General features: G+C 69.7%; 15 protein-coding genes. 12 read left to right on the plus strand and 3 right to left on the minus strand.

The annotated features are described in order from the left end of the window. Positions 1-62: 62 nt before the first annotated feature. The 10 genes from QA861_RS08785 (at position 63) to QA861_RS08830 (ending at position 9,293) form a co-directional block, all read left to right on the plus strand. Entirely contained in the window at positions 63-1,757 is a 1,695-nt protein-coding gene (locus QA861_RS08785) for a nitrite/sulfite reductase (RefSeq protein WP_334587650.1), read from the plus strand. Further along, a complete protein-coding gene (locus tag QA861_RS08790) occupies positions 1,754-1,942 on the plus strand; it encodes a hypothetical protein (protein WP_006381299.1) in 189 nt (62 codons plus the stop codon). The genes QA861_RS08785 and QA861_RS08790 overlap by 4 nt, the downstream gene beginning before the upstream one ends. Further along, positions 1,939-2,649: a phosphoadenylyl-sulfate reductase gene (locus QA861_RS08795; RefSeq protein ID WP_334587651.1), complete on the plus strand. Its 711-nt coding sequence runs from the start codon at positions 1,939-1,941 to the stop codon at positions 2,647-2,649. The genes QA861_RS08790 and QA861_RS08795 overlap by 4 nt, the downstream gene beginning before the upstream one ends. Then, complete coding sequence (cysC, locus tag QA861_RS08800) at positions 2,649-3,230, plus strand: adenylyl-sulfate kinase (RefSeq protein ID WP_334587652.1); 582 nt, start codon at positions 2,649-2,651, stop codon at positions 3,228-3,230. Before QA861_RS08795 ends, cysC begins: the two co-directional genes overlap by 1 nt. Continuing rightward, positions 3,227-4,168: a sulfate adenylyltransferase subunit CysD gene (cysD, locus tag QA861_RS08805; RefSeq protein ID WP_334587653.1), complete on the plus strand. Its 942-nt coding sequence runs from the start codon at positions 3,227-3,229 to the stop codon at positions 4,166-4,168. The genes cysC and cysD overlap by 4 nt, the downstream gene beginning before the upstream one ends. Before the next feature lie 2 nt (positions 4,169-4,170). Further along, positions 4,171-5,508: a sulfate adenylyltransferase subunit 1 gene (locus QA861_RS08810; protein WP_334587654.1), complete on the plus strand. Its 1,338-nt coding sequence runs from the start codon at positions 4,171-4,173 to the stop codon at positions 5,506-5,508. Positions 5,509-5,728: 220 nt separating this feature from the next. Beyond that, on the plus strand, positions 5,729-6,832 hold the full coding sequence (locus QA861_RS08815; protein ID WP_334587655.1) for an aliphatic sulfonate ABC transporter substrate-binding protein: 1,104 nt from the start codon (positions 5,729-5,731) through the stop codon (positions 6,830-6,832). Between the two features lie 37 nt (positions 6,833-6,869). After that, positions 6,870-7,655, plus strand: a complete 786-nt coding sequence (locus tag QA861_RS08820; RefSeq protein ID WP_334587656.1) for an ABC transporter ATP-binding protein — start codon at positions 6,870-6,872, stop codon at positions 7,653-7,655. Further along, positions 7,642-8,520, plus strand: a complete 879-nt coding sequence (locus QA861_RS08825; RefSeq protein WP_334587657.1) for an ABC transporter permease — start codon at positions 7,642-7,644, stop codon at positions 8,518-8,520. The genes QA861_RS08820 and QA861_RS08825 overlap by 14 nt, the downstream gene beginning before the upstream one ends. A 5-nt stretch (positions 8,521-8,525) precedes the next feature. Next, a complete protein-coding gene (locus tag QA861_RS08830) occupies positions 8,526-9,293 on the plus strand; it encodes a sirohydrochlorin chelatase (protein WP_334587658.1) in 768 nt (255 codons plus the stop codon). Positions 9,294-9,359: 66 nt separating this feature from the next. On the opposite strand, the gene QA861_RS08835 is transcribed toward QA861_RS08830, so the two are convergent. After that, positions 9,360-10,385: a ketopantoate reductase family protein gene (locus QA861_RS08835; protein ID WP_334587659.1), complete on the minus strand. Its 1,026-nt coding sequence runs from the start codon at positions 10,383-10,385 to the stop codon at positions 9,360-9,362. A 49-nt stretch (positions 10,386-10,434) separates the two neighbouring features. On the opposite strand from QA861_RS08835, the gene QA861_RS08840 reads away from it, so the two are divergent. Continuing rightward, positions 10,435-11,271: an aldo/keto reductase gene (locus QA861_RS08840; RefSeq protein ID WP_334587660.1), complete on the plus strand. Its 837-nt coding sequence runs from the start codon at positions 10,435-10,437 to the stop codon at positions 11,269-11,271. A 1-nt stretch (position 11,272) separates the two neighbouring features. On the opposite strand, the gene QA861_RS08845 is transcribed toward QA861_RS08840, so the two are convergent. Both QA861_RS08845 and QA861_RS08850 read right to left on the minus strand, forming a co-directional pair. Beyond that, entirely contained in the window at positions 11,273-11,683 is a 411-nt protein-coding gene (locus QA861_RS08845) for a nuclear transport factor 2 family protein (RefSeq protein ID WP_334587661.1), read from the minus strand. Between the two features lie 5 nt (positions 11,684-11,688). Beyond that, positions 11,689-12,270, minus strand: a complete 582-nt coding sequence (locus QA861_RS08850; protein ID WP_334587662.1) for a DUF1697 domain-containing protein — start codon at positions 12,268-12,270, stop codon at positions 11,689-11,691. Between the two features lie 235 nt (positions 12,271-12,505). Here QA861_RS08850 and QA861_RS08855 point away from each other — a divergent pair, with 235 nt between their 5' ends. Continuing rightward, positions 12,506-14,776, plus strand: a complete 2,271-nt coding sequence (locus QA861_RS08855) for an MMPL family transporter (RefSeq protein WP_334587663.1) — start codon at positions 12,506-12,508, stop codon at positions 14,774-14,776. The last annotated feature ends 9 nt before the right edge of the window (positions 14,777-14,785 follow it).

Consider the following 14,785-nt stretch of genomic DNA (forward strand, 5'->3'; position numbering starts at 1 on the left):
GACCATGCGCCCTTATGCGCAGGTAAGAGCAGCTTTCCGCCTGTCCCGAAGGACCAAAAAACATGGCCGCCACCCCGCAGAACCCTGCCGCCGCGCCCCGCCGCAAGGTGAGCCGTCACCGTGGTGAGGGTCAGTGGGCCGCGGGACACTTCACCCCGCTCAACGGGAACGAGCAGTTCAAGAAGGACGACGACGGTCTCAATGTGCGGACACGCATTGAGACGATCTACTCCAAGCGGGGCTTCGACTCGATCGACCCCAACGATCTGCGCGGCCGGATGCGCTGGTGGGGGCTGTACACCCAGCGAAAGCCCGGGATCGACGGCGGCAAGACGGCGATCCTGGAGCCGGAGGAGCTGGACGACAAGTACTTCATGCTGCGCGTCCGGATCGACGGCGGCCGGCTCACCACCGACCAGCTGCGGGTGATCGGCGAGATCTCGCAGGAGTTCGCGCGCGGCACGGCCGACCTCACGGACCGGCAGAACGTCCAGTACCACTGGATCCGCATCGAGGACGTCCCGGAGATCTGGAACCGCCTCGAAGCGGTCGGTCTGTCCACCACCGAGGCCTGCGGTGACACGCCCCGCGTCATCCTCGGTTCGCCGGTCGCCGGGATCGCCGAGGACGAGATCATCGACGGCACGCCCGCCATCGAGGTGATCCAGCGCCGGATCATCGGCAACAAGGACTTCTCGAACCTGCCCCGCAAGTTCAAGTCGGCGATCTCCGGCTCACCGCTCCTGGACGTGGCGCACGAGATCAACGACATCGCGTTCGTCGGCGTGGAGCACCCCGAGCACGGCCCCGGTTTCGACGTCTGGGTCGGCGGCGGCCTCTCCACCAACCCGAAGATCGGCCAGCGCCTGGGCGCCTGGGTCTCGCTGGACGAGGTCCCGGACGTCTTCGAGGGCGTCATCTCGATCTTCCGCGACCACGGCTACCGGCGGCTGCGCACCCGCGCCCGGCTGAAGTTCCTGCTCGCCGACTGGGGCGTGGAGAAGTTCCGCCAGGTCCTGGAGGACGACTACCTGGGGCGCAAGCTGACCGACGGCCCGGCCCCGGCCCAGCCCGTCGAGCGCTGGCGCGACCACGTCGGCGTCCACCGCCAGAAGGACGGCCGCTTCTACGTCGGTTTCGCCCCGCGCGTGGGCCGCGTGGACGGCACGCTCCTGACGAAGATCGCCGAACTGGCCGAGGCCCATGGCTCGGGCCGCCTCAGCACCACCGTCGAGCAGAAGATGATCGTGCTCGACGTGGAGGAGGCACAGGTCGCCTCGCTCGTCGAGGGCCTGGAGGCACTGGACCTCACCGTCAGGCCGTCCCCGTTCCGGCGCGGCACGATGGCCTGCACCGGCATCGAGTACTGCAAGCTCGCGATCGTCGAGACGAAGGCGCGCGGCGCCTCCCTGATCGACGAACTGGAGCGCCGTATCCCGGAGTTCGACGAGCCGATCACCATCAACCTCAACGGCTGCCCGAACGCCTGCGCCCGTATCCAGGTCGCGGACATCGGTCTCAAGGGCCAGTTGGTCCTGAACGACGCGGGCGAGCAGGTCGAGGGCTTCCAGGTCCACCTGGGCGGCGCCCTCGGTCTGGAGGCCGGTTTCGGCCGCAAGGTCCGTGGTCTGAAGGTGACTTCGGAGGAGCTGCCGGACTACGTCGAGCGCGTGCTGAAGAACTTCCAGGCCGAGCGCGAGGACGGCGAGCGGTTCGCCACCTGGGCCGCCCGCGCCTCCGAGGAGGCACTGTCGTGAGCGAGCGCGCAGCCCCCTTCTACTGCCCCTACTGCGGCGACGAGGACCTCCGGCCGAGCGAATCCGCCGAAGGCGGCCACGGCGCCTGGGAATGCGGAGCCTGCAATCGAGCCTTCCAGTTGAAGTTCCTCGGGCTCCTCGCCCGCGGATTTCAGCACCGGGAAACCGGAGGGGACGAGATATGACCACGGTTCAGGAAGACCGTACGACCGACGAGCTGAAGGCACTCGCCGAGCAGGCGGGACGTGACCTGGAGGACGCCTCCGCGCTGGAGATCCTCCAGTGGGCCACCACCACCTTCGGCAAGCGCTTCTGCGTGACCTCCTCCATGGAGGACGCGGTGGTCGCCCACCTCGCCTCCCGCGCCATGCCCGGCGTGGACGTCGTGTTCCTCGACACCGGCTACCACTTCCCCGAGACCATCGGCACCCGTGACGCGGTCGAGGCCGTGATGGACGTCCGCGTCCTCACCCTCACCCCCGTCCAGACGGTCGCCGAGCAGGACGCCGAGTACGGTCCGAAGCTGCACGACCGCGACCCCGACCTGTGCTGCAAGCTGCGCAAGGTCGAGCCCCTGGAGCGCGGCCTCAAGGGGTACGCGGCCTGGGCGACCGGCCTGCGCCGCGACGAGTCCCCGACCCGGGCGAACACCCCGGTCGTCAGCTGGGACGAGAAGCGGCAGAAGGTCAAGGTCTCCCCGATCGCCCGCTGGACGCAGGACGACGTGGACGCGTACGTCGCCGAACACGGCGTCCTGACCAACCCGTTGCTGATGGACGGCTACCCGTCCGTCGGCTGCGCGCCCTGCACCCGCCGGGTGCTGGAGGGCGAGGACGCGCGCGCCGGCCGCTGGGCGGGCCGCGGCAAGACCGAGTGCGGGCTGCACGGCTGATGAACCAGACCGAGACCGCGACCCCCGAGGACCAGGAGATACCAGTGACGACCGGAGCCACCGTATGGCTCACGGGTCTGCCGAGCGCCGGCAAGACCACCATCGCGTACGAACTGGCGGGCCGGCTGCGCGAGGAGGGCCACCTCGTCGAGGTGCTGGACGGCGACGAGATCCGTGAGTTCATCTCGGCGGGCCTCGGCTTCAGCCGCGAGGACCGGCACACGAACGTGCGGCGCATCGGCTTCCTCGCCGAACTGCTCGCCCGTAACGGCGTCAAGACGCTGGTCCCGGTGATCGCACCGTACGCCGACAGCCGCGAGGCCGTGCGCAAGCGTCACCAGGAGAGCGGCGCCCCGTACGTCGAGGTGCATGTGGCGACCCCGGTCGAGGTGTGCTCCGTACGCGATGTGAAGGGTCTGTACGCCAAGCAGGCCGCGGGCGAACTGACCGGGCTCACCGGGGTCGACGACCCGTACGAGGAGCCCGAGACGCCCGATCTGCGGATCGAGTCGCAGGACCAGACCGTCCAGGAATCCGCCGCCGCGGTCCACGCGCTGCTCACCGAGAGGGGACTGGCATGACGACCACCGTTGCCAAGACGCACGGGGGCGAGACGGACGCCCCCTACACCCTCTCCCACCTGGACGCCCTCGAGTCCGAGGCCGTGCACATCTTCCGCGAGGTGGCGGGTGAGTTCGAGCGGCCGGTGATCCTCTTCTCCGGCGGCAAGGACTCCATCGTCATGCTGCACCTGGCGCTGAAGGCCTTCGCCCCCGCGGCGATCCCCTTCACGCTGCTGCACGTGGACACCGGGCACAACTTCCCCGAGGTGCTGGAGTACCGGGACCGCGCGGTCGAGCGGCACGGCCTGCGGCTGCATGTCGCCTCCGTGCAGGACTACATCGACCGCGGAGTGCTGAAGGAACGTCCGGACGGGGTGCGCAACCCGCTGCAGACGCTGCCGCTGACGGAGAAGATCCAGGCCGAGAAGTTCGACGCCGTCTTCGGCGGCGGGCGGCGCGACGAGGAGAAGGCCCGCGCCAAGGAGCGGGTGTTCTCGCTGCGGGACGAGTTCTCGCAGTGGGACCCTCGCCGGCAGCGCCCGGAGCTGTGGAACCTCTACAACGGGCGGCACGCGCCCGGTGAGCACGTCCGGGTCTTCCCGCTCTCCAACTGGACCGAGCTGGACGTCTGGCAGTACATCGCCCGCGAGGGCATCGAGCTGCCGGACATCTACTTCGCGCACGAGCGTGAGGTGTTCCAGCGGGCCGGGATGTGGCTGACCGCCGGCGAGTGGGGCGGGCCCAAGTCCGACGAGACCACTCAGAAGCGGCAGGTCCGCTACCGCACGGTCGGCGACATGTCCTGCACGGGTGCCGTCGACTCCGACGCGGTGACACTGGACGACGTCATCACCGAGATCGCCGCCTCCCGGCTCACCGAGCGGGGCGCCACCCGCGCCGACGACAAGCTGTCCGAGGCCGCGATGGAAGACCGCAAGCGCGAGGGGTACTTCTAGCCATGACCACGACCACGGAACTCACGGAACTGTCCGAGACCACGCTCCTGCGGTTCGCCACCGCCGGTTCCGTCGACGACGGCAAGTCCACCCTCGTGGGCCGGCTGCTGCACGACTCCAAGTCGATCCTCAGCGACCAGTTGGAGGCCGTCGAGCGCGCCTCGGCGAGCCGCGGCCAGGACACCCCCGACCTCGCGCTGCTCACGGACGGCCTGCGCGCCGAGCGCGAGCAGGGCATCACCATCGACGTCGCGTACCGCTACTTCGCGACGCCGAAGCGCCGGTTCATCCTCGCCGACACACCCGGCCACGTGCAGTACACCCGCAACATGGTGACGGGTGCCTCCACGGCCGAGCTGACGGTGATCCTGATCGACGCCCGCAACGGCGTCGTCGAGCAGACCCGCCGGCACGCGGCCCTCGCGGCGCTGCTGCGCGTCCCGCACGTCGTCCTCGCGGTCAACAAGATGGACCTGGTCGACTACCAGGAGTCCGTGTTCGCCGCGATCGCCGAGGAGTTCACGGCGTACGCGCTGGAGCTGGGCGTCCCGGAGATCACCGCGATCCCGATCTCCGCGCTGGCCGGCGACAACGTGGTGGACCCGTCCGCGAACATGGACTGGTACGGCGGGCCGACCTTCCTGGAGCACCTGGAGACGGTCCCGGTCACCCACGACCTCAGCCACTGCCACGCCCGCCTTCCCGTGCAGTACGTGATCCGGCCGCAGACCGCCGAGCACCCCGACTACCGGGGTTACGCGGGCCAGATCGCCGCCGGTTCCTTCCGCGTCGGCGAGTCCGTGACGGTCCTGCCGTCGGGCCACGCGTCGAGGATCGCCGGCATCGACCTGCTCGGCGTGGCCGTCGACATCGCCTATACGACGCAGTCGGTGACCGTCCTCCTGGAGGACGACATCGACATCTCGCGCGGCGACCTGATCGTGCCCAGCAAGGACGCGCCGCCGACCACGCAGGACGTCGAGGCGACCGTGTGCCATGTCGCCGACGCGCCGCTGACGGTCGGCCACCGGGTACTCCTCAAGCACGGCACCCGTACGGTCAAGGCGATCGTCAAGGACATCCCGTCCCGTCTCACGCTCGACGACCTGTCCCTGCACCCGCATCCGGGACAGCTCGTCGCCAACGACATCGGCCGGGTGAAGATCCGTACCGCCGAGCCGCTGCCCGTCGACTCGTACGCCGACTCGCGGCGCACCGGCTCGTTCATCCTGATCGACCCGAACGACGGCACCACGCTCACCGCGGGCATGGTCGGCGAGTCGTTCGCGTCCCCGGAGCCCGTCAAGGACGAGGCCGAGGACGACGGGTGGGACTTCTGACATGAACTCCACCGACTACTTCTCCACGTTCGCGAAGGAGGGCGGCCGCGTCGGCAGCGGTGCGCTCGGCAGCGGGCAGGGCGGGGTGGGGCGATGTGCGTGCTGACGTACGCGCACCGCTTGCGCGCCCTGTCCCCCCACCGCCGTAGACGAAAACCTGCCGACCTCCCGGCCACGACCTGAGGGCGTGACCGCCGGGCCTCCGAGAGGAACCCCTCCCGTGCCTGCAAGCTCCGCTCTTCGCCGCAGCCTCGCGGTCATGGCCGCGCTGCCTCTCCTCACCCTCGCCGCCTGCGGCTACGGCTCCCAGGCGAAGGACGACAACACCGCCAAGGTCGCCGCCGGGGCCGAGAAGATCGACGGTCTCGACTCCGTCAGGATCGGTTACTTCGGGAACCTGACCCACGGGACCGCGCTGGTCGCCAACCAGAAGGGCTTCTTCCAGAAGGAGCTCGGCGCCACGAAGGCGAAGTACGCGACCTTCAACGCCGGCCCGTCCGAGATCGAGGCGCTCAACTCCCAGTCCATCGACATCGGCTGGATCGGCCCGTCCCCGGCGATCAACGGGTACACCAAGTCCGACGGCAAGAACCTGAAGATCATCGGCGGTTCGGCGTCCGGCGGCGTGAAGCTCGTGGTCAACCCGGACAAGATCAAGTCCATCAAGGACCTCAAGGGCAAGAAGATCGCGACCCCTCAGCTCGGCAACACGCAGGACGTGGCCTTCCTCAACTGGATCGCGGACCAGGGCTGGAAGGTCGACGCGCAGAGCGGCAAGGGTGACGTCACCGTCGTCCGCACCGACAACAAGATCACGCCGGACGCTTACAAGTCCGGTTCCGTCGACGGCGCCTGGGTGCCGGAGCCGACCGCGTCCAAGCTGGTCGCCGAGGGCGGCAAGGTGCTCCTCGACGAAGCCTCGCTGTGGCCCGACAAGAAGTTCGTGATCACGAACATCATCGTGCGGCAGGACTTCCTGAAGAAGCACCCGAAGGCCGTCGAGGCGGTGCTCAAGGCCTCGGTGGAGGCCAACAAGTGGATCAACGCCAACCCCGACGAGGCGAAGACGGCGGCGAACAAGCAGCTGGGCATCGACTCGGGCAAGGAACTTCCGGCCGCTGTCCTGGACCCGGCCTGGAAGTCGATCCAGTTCACCGACGACCCGCTGGCCGCCACCCTCAACACCGAGGCGGAACACGCGGTCAAGGCCGGTCTGCTGGAGAAGCCGAACCTGAAGGACATCTACGACCTGACGATCCTCAACAAGGTCCTCAAGGCCGCGGGCGAGAGCACGGTCAGCGCCGCCGGTCTCGGCACGAGCTGACGCAGGAAACCCGACGAGTTCCCAGGAGGTGACGACCATGGCCACGACCACGACTCTCCCCAAGGCCGCCGAGACGGTCGAGCACGCGGCACGCCTCGAGCATGTCTCGAAGTCCTTCGCGACACCGGGCGGGCAGCAGCTCGTCCTGGACGACATCAGCATCGATGTCGCGCCGGGTGAGTTCGTCACCCTCCTGGGGGCCTCGGGCTGCGGCAAGTCCACGCTGCTGAATCTGGTGGCGGGGCTGGACAAGCCCAGCGCGGGCTCCATCACGACGGACGGGCGCCCCGCCCTGATGTTCCAGGAGCACGCCCTCTTCCCGTGGCTCACCGCGGGCAAGAACATCGAACTCGCCCTGAAACTGCGGGGAGTTCCCAAGCCCGAGCGGCGCGCCAGGACCGAGGAGCTGCTCGAACTCGTCCGGCTGAAGGGCGCGTACGGCAAGCGGGTCCACGAGCTGTCGGGCGGTATGCGCCAGCGCGCCGCGCTGGCCCGGGCGCTCGCCCAGGAGAGCAATCTGCTGCTGATGGACGAGCCGTTCTCGGCCCTCGACGCCATCACCCGGGACCTGCTGCACGACGAGCTGACCCGCATCTGGCAGGAGACCGGGGTCTCCGTCCTGTTCGTCACGCACAACGTGCGCGAGGCGGTACGGCTCGCGCAGCGCGTGATCCTGCTGTCGTCGCGCCCGGGCCGGATCGCGCGCGAGTGGACGGTCGGCATCCCGCAGCCGCGCCGTATCGAGGACGCGCCCGTGGCCGAACTGTCCCTTGAGATCACCGATGTACTGCGTGGGGAGATCCGCCGTCATGGCCAGCACTGACACGACACCGGTCCAGGACGCCGGGAGCGTGGAGGCGGGTCTCGACGCGCTGGAGACCACGGCCACCGGCCGACCGACCTTCCGGCAGACCTTCGTCAACAAGATTCTGCCGCCGATCGTCGCGCTCGCGGTGGTCATCGCCGTCTGGGCGCTGCTCTACCCGATCGTCGACAACCCCGCCAAGCTGCCCTCACCGGCGGCCGTGGGCGACGCGTTCCGGGACGCCTGGCTGCGGGGTGACCTGCTCGGCTACATCTGGACCAGCGTCTCGCGCGGTCTGCTCGGTTTCCTGATGGCACTGGCGATCGGCACCCCGCTCGGTCTGCTGGTGGCGCGGGTGAAGTTCGTGCGCGCGGCGATCGGCCCGATCCTGTCCGGTCTCCAGTCGCTGCCGTCGGTGGCCTGGGTGCCGCCGGCCGTGATCTGGCTGGGCCTGAACAACTCCATGATGTACGCGGTGATCCTGCTCGGCGCGGTCCCCTCGATCGCCAACGGTCTCGTGTCCGGCGTCGACCAGATCCCGCCGCTGTTCCTGCGGGCGGGCCGCACGATGGGCGCGACCGGCCTGAAGGGCACCTGGCACGTCACTCTGCCGGCGGCTCTGCCCGGCTATGTGGCGGGCATGAAGCAGGGCTGGGCGTTCTCGTGGCGTTCCCTGATGGCCGCGGAGATCATCGCCCAGTTCCCCGACCTGGGAGTGGGCCTGGGCCAACTGCTCGAGAACGCCCGCACCGCCAGCGACATGGCCATGGTGTTCGAGGCGATCCTCCTCATCCTGTTCGTCGGTATCGCCATCGACCTGATCATCTTCAGTCCGCTGGAGCGGTGGGTGCTGCGCACCCGCGGCCTCCTGGTGAAGAGCTGAGCCCCATGCACGAGCAGCCGGTCCGCCCCGTCCTCGTCGTGATCGCCCACGGCAGCCGCGACCCGCGGCACGCGGCGACCGTGCACGCCCTCGTACGGCGCGTACGGTCGCTGCGGCCGGGGCTGCGGGTGGAGACCGGCTTCCTGGAGTTCAACATCCCTTCTGTGCGCGGGGTGTTGGAGTCCCTGGCGGCGGAGGGCGTACGGGACGTGGTGGCCCTGCCCCTCCTCCTGACCCGCGCCTTCCACGCCAAGGCGGACATCCCGGCGGTCCTGCGGGACGCGCCGAGGCGGCTGAACATCCGCCAGGCGGAGGTACTGGGCCCGTCCCCGCTGCTCCTCTCGGCGCTCGAACGGCGCCTGTACGAAGCGGGGTTGACGCCCGCCGACAAGTCCTCGACCGGGGTCGTACTGGCCTCGGCGGGGTCCACCGACCCGGAGGCGATCGCAGTGATCGCTGACATCGCGCGGGAGTGGCGGCACACCGGTTGGTGCGCCGTGCGACCTGCGTTCGCCTCCGCGGCCCTCCCCCGCACCGAGGACGCGGTACGGGAACTGCGGGAGCTGGGCTGCGAACGCGTCGCCGTCGCACCCTACGTCCTCGCCCCCGGCTTCCTCCCGGACCGTATCGCCCGGGGCGCGGCGCAGGCGGACGTCCTCGCCGACGTCCTCGGAGCGGCGCCCGAGGTGGCGCGGCTGCTGCTGCGGCGCTACGAGGAGCAGGTGGCGGCGGCGCGGGTGCCTCTGGCGGGGCGCGCCGCGGTGAGCGCGTAGGCGTTCCTGCCCGCCGGATCTCCCCGCCTCACACCGCTGGGACTCACACCGCTGAGACGAACGCGCTCAGCGTTCTCGGACAGACGCGACGGCCTCGTCCGCCAACCTGACGAGTTCCGCCGAGGGCAGTGAACCCGCCGGCCGCCGCTCCCGGGCGAATGTGTTGGCCAGCCGTTGCAGCAGCTCGTTCAGGGGTGTCGGTACGCCGTGCAGCCGTCCCAGGAGGACGATCTCGCCGTTGAGGTAGTCGGTCTCGATCGTGCCGGTGGCCCGGCTCAGGGACTGCCAGGAGGAGCCGCCGCCGGGCTCGGTACCGGGCAGCGGGTGCAGGGTGATCTTGTCGCCGCGTCTCGCCCTCGCCTCCGCTGCGCTCGTGTACGGGATCCGGGCCGCCGCGAGGACCGACTCGCCCTCGGCGTACACCCGCCCGCGCAGCCGCTCGCTCTCCTCGCTGTCCGGCGCTCCGCTGAGCGCCCGGATGGCGTTGCCCAGGTTGGTGAGCAGTTTGGCGTACTGCCAGCGCGCCACGTCCGGGACGACCGGCGCCTCGATCGCCGCCGTCTTCTCCAGATCGGCGGCGATCCGGCGGACGGTGTCGTCGGTGCCGTGCGGGTGGCGGCCGAGGAAGAGGATGCCGGTGAGCGGGGCTCCCGCGGCGGAGACGACGCCGGGTTCCTCGTAGGCCGCGGGGAGCCAGACACAGACGCCGTACACCCGCCGGAAGCGGCGCAGCGCGAGCCGCGGTCCCTCCACGCCGTTCTGCGCGCAGAGCAACGGGAGCCGCTCGGCCGCCGTACCGCCGCCGGCGACGGGTACCGGCCCCCAGGCCGCCAGGGCCGCTTCGCTGTCCTGCGTCTTGACGGCGAGCACGAGCACGTCGTCGGCGCGCAACTCCCCGAGTCCGGCGGGTCCGTCGACGGTCGGCAGGCGGTACGTGTGTGTCCCGTCCGGCGTCACCAGCCGCAGTCCGTGCGCGCGCAGCGCCTCGTACTGGGCGCCCCGGGCGACGAGAACGACCTCGTGCCCCGCCCCGGCCAGCCGCCCGCCGATGGCACCGCCGACCGCCCCGGCCCCGATGATGATGTAGCGCATGACGGCCAGCCTGTCATGCTGCGTGCACCGCACAGGTAGCGTCCACCGTATGGCTTCGGAAAGATTCACGATCGGCGGCGAGTTCCCGGTCCGCCGTCTCGGATACGGCACGGCCCAGTTGACGGGTCCCGGCTACTGGGGCCCGCGAGGCGACCGTGCAGACGCGGTGGCCGTCCTGCGCCGGGCCGTCGACCGTGGTGTGACGCTGATCGACACCGCCGACAACTACGGTCCGTCGATCGCCGAGGAACTCGTCGCCGAGGCCCTGCACCCCTACCCGGCCGAGGTGTTGGTCGCCACCAAGGGCGGTGTCGTACGGACCGGCCCCGACGCCTGGCACATCGACGGCCGGCCGGAGCGGTTGCGCGCGATGTGCGAGGCGAGCCTGCGGCGGCTACGGCGCGAGACCATCGACCTGTACCAGTTGCACCGGCTCGACCCGATCGTCCCGATGGCCGAACAGCTCGGCGTCCTCGACGAGTTGCGCGGAGAGGGCAAGATCCGGCAGGTCGGACTCGACTCCGTGACAGCCGAACAGCTGGTCGCGGCGCGTGAGTTGACGTCGATCGCCTCGGTCCAGAACCGCTTCCACCTCCTCGACCGCTCCTCCGAGCCGCTGCTGAAGCTGTGCGAGGCTCACGGCATCGCGTTCCTGCCGTGGTTTCCGCTGGGCAACGGCGAGTTGGCGACCGACCCGGTGAGCGCGGAGATCGCCGCCACGCACGGAGCGACCCCGGCCCAGATCGCGCTGGCCTGGCTGCTGCACCACTCCCCGGTGCTCTGCCCCACCCCGGGCACGGGCTCCCTCGTACACCTGGAGGAGAACCTGGACGCCGGGGCCGTACGACTGTCCGGCGCCGAACTGTCGCACCTGGAGCGCCGGTAGGTCAGCCGACCTTGTCGCCGTCCTCGTCATGGAACGGGGTCGCCTGGTGGAAGTACAGCAGCCAGCCGTCGCCCTCGGTGTCCCGGCACCACAGTGAACTCCGATGGGCGCGGCGGCCGTTGCTCTCCGTGTCGAAGGTGAGGTGGACCAGGTCGGGGGCGAGCCGTACGCCCTTCAGGTGTGAGACGGCGAAGGGGCGGGCGCCCGGCTCGGTGGTGGCGGCGAGGGACCCGATGATCGACGCCCGGTCCCAGTGCCGCCCCGAGGCGCCGAACTCGTGGAACCCGGGGTGCAGCAGCGCTCCGGTCAGCTCGGGTGAGGCGCGGACCTCCGGGTCGAGCAGCCGCAGTTCGGCCCCGATGGCGGCGTCGACGGCGGGGTCGCGACGCCCGTCACGGTGGCCGTCGCTCATCGGAGTCACTTACCCGGGGTCCCGTCCTCGGTCATTTCCACCAGCTTGACGACGGTGTTCCAGTTGCGGGTGGTCGCGATCAGGCCCTTGAGGAACCGGGGCTTGGCGAGCTGTTCGGCGAGCTTGGAGCGGCCGAGGCCGTCGGGTGCGTACAGGTACAGGGCGCGGTCGCCGAGCCGGAACTCCTCTGGAAGGTGGGCGGGCCGGTCGATGTCCGCGAAGCGAGTCTCGTCGACGGGGGTGGAGAAGTAGGTGACGTGGAGTTGTTTGCCCTCCAACTCCGCTGCTGGGAAAGGGCAGTTGTCCCTGATCGCCCGCAGGTGCCCGTGGTCGCGCACGATCACGTCGACGGTGAATCCGAAGTGCTGTGCGATGGCTTCCGCGATCTCCCCGGCGAGGGACTCCTCGTCCCCGTGACCGGCGGCGAACACGGCGTTGCCACTCTGCAGATACGTCCGTACACCGCCGTACCCGAGGCCCTCCAGCAGGGTACGCAGCTCGGCCATGGGGACCTTCTTGTTGCCGCCCACGTTGATACCGCGCAGCAGCGCCGCATAGGTCGTCGTCGCCTGATCACCTGTCGTCATCCGGACACCATAAGGCGGCCCACTGACAGTGCCCCTGACGAACCACCCCGAGATCGTCTTTTAGATGTAGGGGACCGCTGTCCTACCCAGTGGGGAGACACCAGCATCCGAGGGGAGGACTTCGGCCGGTCGCACCTCACCGGGGAGCACGAGGAGATGGTCTTATTCGGCCCCTACCTTCGAACTAAAGGTGATGGCAGGGGGCTGTCGCCGCATACGAGGGGGCAAGCCCGACATGGGGAACGGAGAAGCGCGGGTACGGGGCATAGCCGCCCGGGCCGGCGGCTGGAGCGCCCGGCATCGCTGGGCGGCCGTCGGGATCTGGGTGTTGTTCGTCGTCCTGGCGATGGGGCTCGGCTCCGCCGCCGGCAGCGTCGAGGTCAAGGAGAGCGATCAGTTGGGGGGCGAGACCCACACGGCCGCCAAGATCATCGAGGATGCCGGGATCGACGAACCCGCGAGCGAGACCGTCCTCATCCAGGCGAAGGGCGCCGGCGTCAGGGCCACGGACGCCGCGTTCCGGGCCGCCGTCGCCGACGTCATGAAGGCGGTCGACGGGACCGGCAAGGTCACCGACGTCCAGTCGCCGTACGACACGAACACCCTCTCGAAGGACGGACACAGCGCGCTCGTCCAGTTCGACATGCGGGGTGACGCCGACACGGCGGGCGACCGGGTCGAGCCGGTGCTCAAGGCCGTCGCGGACGTCCAGAAGGACCACTCGGAGCTGCGGATCGAGGAGATCGGCGGCGCCAGTATGAACAAGACGTTCGACGACGCCTTCGGGGACGACTTCCAGAAGGCCGAGCTGTCCGCCGTACCGGTGGCCCTCGGCATTCTGCTGATCGCGTTCGGCGCGCTGGTGGCGGCGCTACTGCCGGTGGCACTGGCGATCACCGCGATCATGGCGACGATGGGCCTGATGGGCATCGTCAGCCACATTCAGCCGATGGACGACACCGCCAGCTCGGTGATGCTGCTCGTCGGACTCGCCGTCGGTGTCGACTACTGCCTGTTCTATCTGCGCCGGGAGCGCGAGGAGCGGGCGGCGGGACGAAGCCCGGAGGCCGCGCTGCGGATCGCCGCGGCGACCAGTGGCCGCGCGATCATCGTCTCCGGTGTCACGGTGTGCGTGGCGATGGCGGGCATGCTGTTCACCGGGCTCGCCACGTTCGAGGCGATGGGCCTGGCTTCCCTGATGGTCGTGGCGGTCGCCATGGTCGGCTCCGTGACCGTCCTCCCCGCGCTGCTGTCGCTGCTCGGTGAGCGGGTCGAGAAGGGCAGGATCCCGTTCCTGCACCCCGACAAGCGGCGCAGGAACGGCGGCCGTGGCAAGGGCAACGGGGAGAGCCGGTTCTGGACTGCCGTGCTGAAGGTCGTCCTCGCCAGGCCCGCCATCTCGCTGCTGGTCGCGGCCGGCGCTCTGCTCGCCGTCGCCGCGCCCGCGCTCGGTATGAAGACCCAGAACCTCACCCTGGACCAGGAGTTCGGCGATTCACTGCCGATCGTCGGCACGTACAACCGTGTCAACGACGCCTTCCCCGGCGGCTCCGACCCCGCCGAGGTGATCGTCAGGGCGAAGGACATCAACGCGGCCGACGTGAAGTCCGCGCTCGCCGACTTCCGTGCGCTGGCGATCAGTTCGGGCGCCTCGCGCGGCCCGGTGGACATCAAGCTGCACGACGCCGAGAACATCGCCTTCGTGTACGTCCCGCTGGTCGGCGGCTCCGACCTGGACAAGGCGGGCCAGAGCCTGGACAAGCTGCGCGACGAGGTACGCCCGGCCACACTCGGCAAGGTCGACGGCGTCTCGGCGCCGATCACCGGACAGGTCGCGGGCTCGAAGGACTTCAACGACCAACTGGCCGGCGCGGTCGCCCCGGTGTTCGCCTTCGTGGTCGTGTTCGCCTTCCTTCTGATGCTCCTGTCGTTCCGTTCCCTGACGATCGCGATCACCTCGATCGTGCTCAACCTGCTGTCGGTCGGAGCTGCTTACGGCATCCTGGTCGCCGTCTTCCAGCACGGCTGGGGCGCGTCGCTGGTGGGCGCGGAGGGCGTGGGCGCCATCATCACCTGGCTGCCGCTGTTCCTGTTCGTGATCCTGTTCGGCCTGTCGATGGACTACCACGTGTTCGTCGTCTCCCGTATCCGCGAGGCACGACTGCGGGGCCGTACGACGAAGGACGCGATCCAGCACGGGGTGGTCACCACGGCCGGGGTCGTCACCAGTGCCGCCGTCATCATGGTCGCCGTGTTCGCCATCTTCGGGACACTGTCGATGCAGTCCATGAAGCAGATGGGTGTGGGCCTCGCGGCGGCGGTGCTCATCGACGCGACGATCATCCGCGGTGTGCTGCTGCCCGCCGTGATGGCTCTGCTGGGCGAGAGCAACTGGTACTTCCCGAAGTGGCTGAACCGCCTGCCGGACCTGACGCACGACGAGGCGACCAAGACCCTGTCTTCGCCTCCGCCGCCCGCCGTGGAGGGTGAGCGGGTCGGAGTCTGAGTCACTCCC

The organism is Streptomyces sp. B21-083 (assembly GCF_036898825.1).
Lineage (GTDB): Bacteria > Actinomycetota > Actinomycetes > Streptomycetales > Streptomycetaceae > Streptomyces.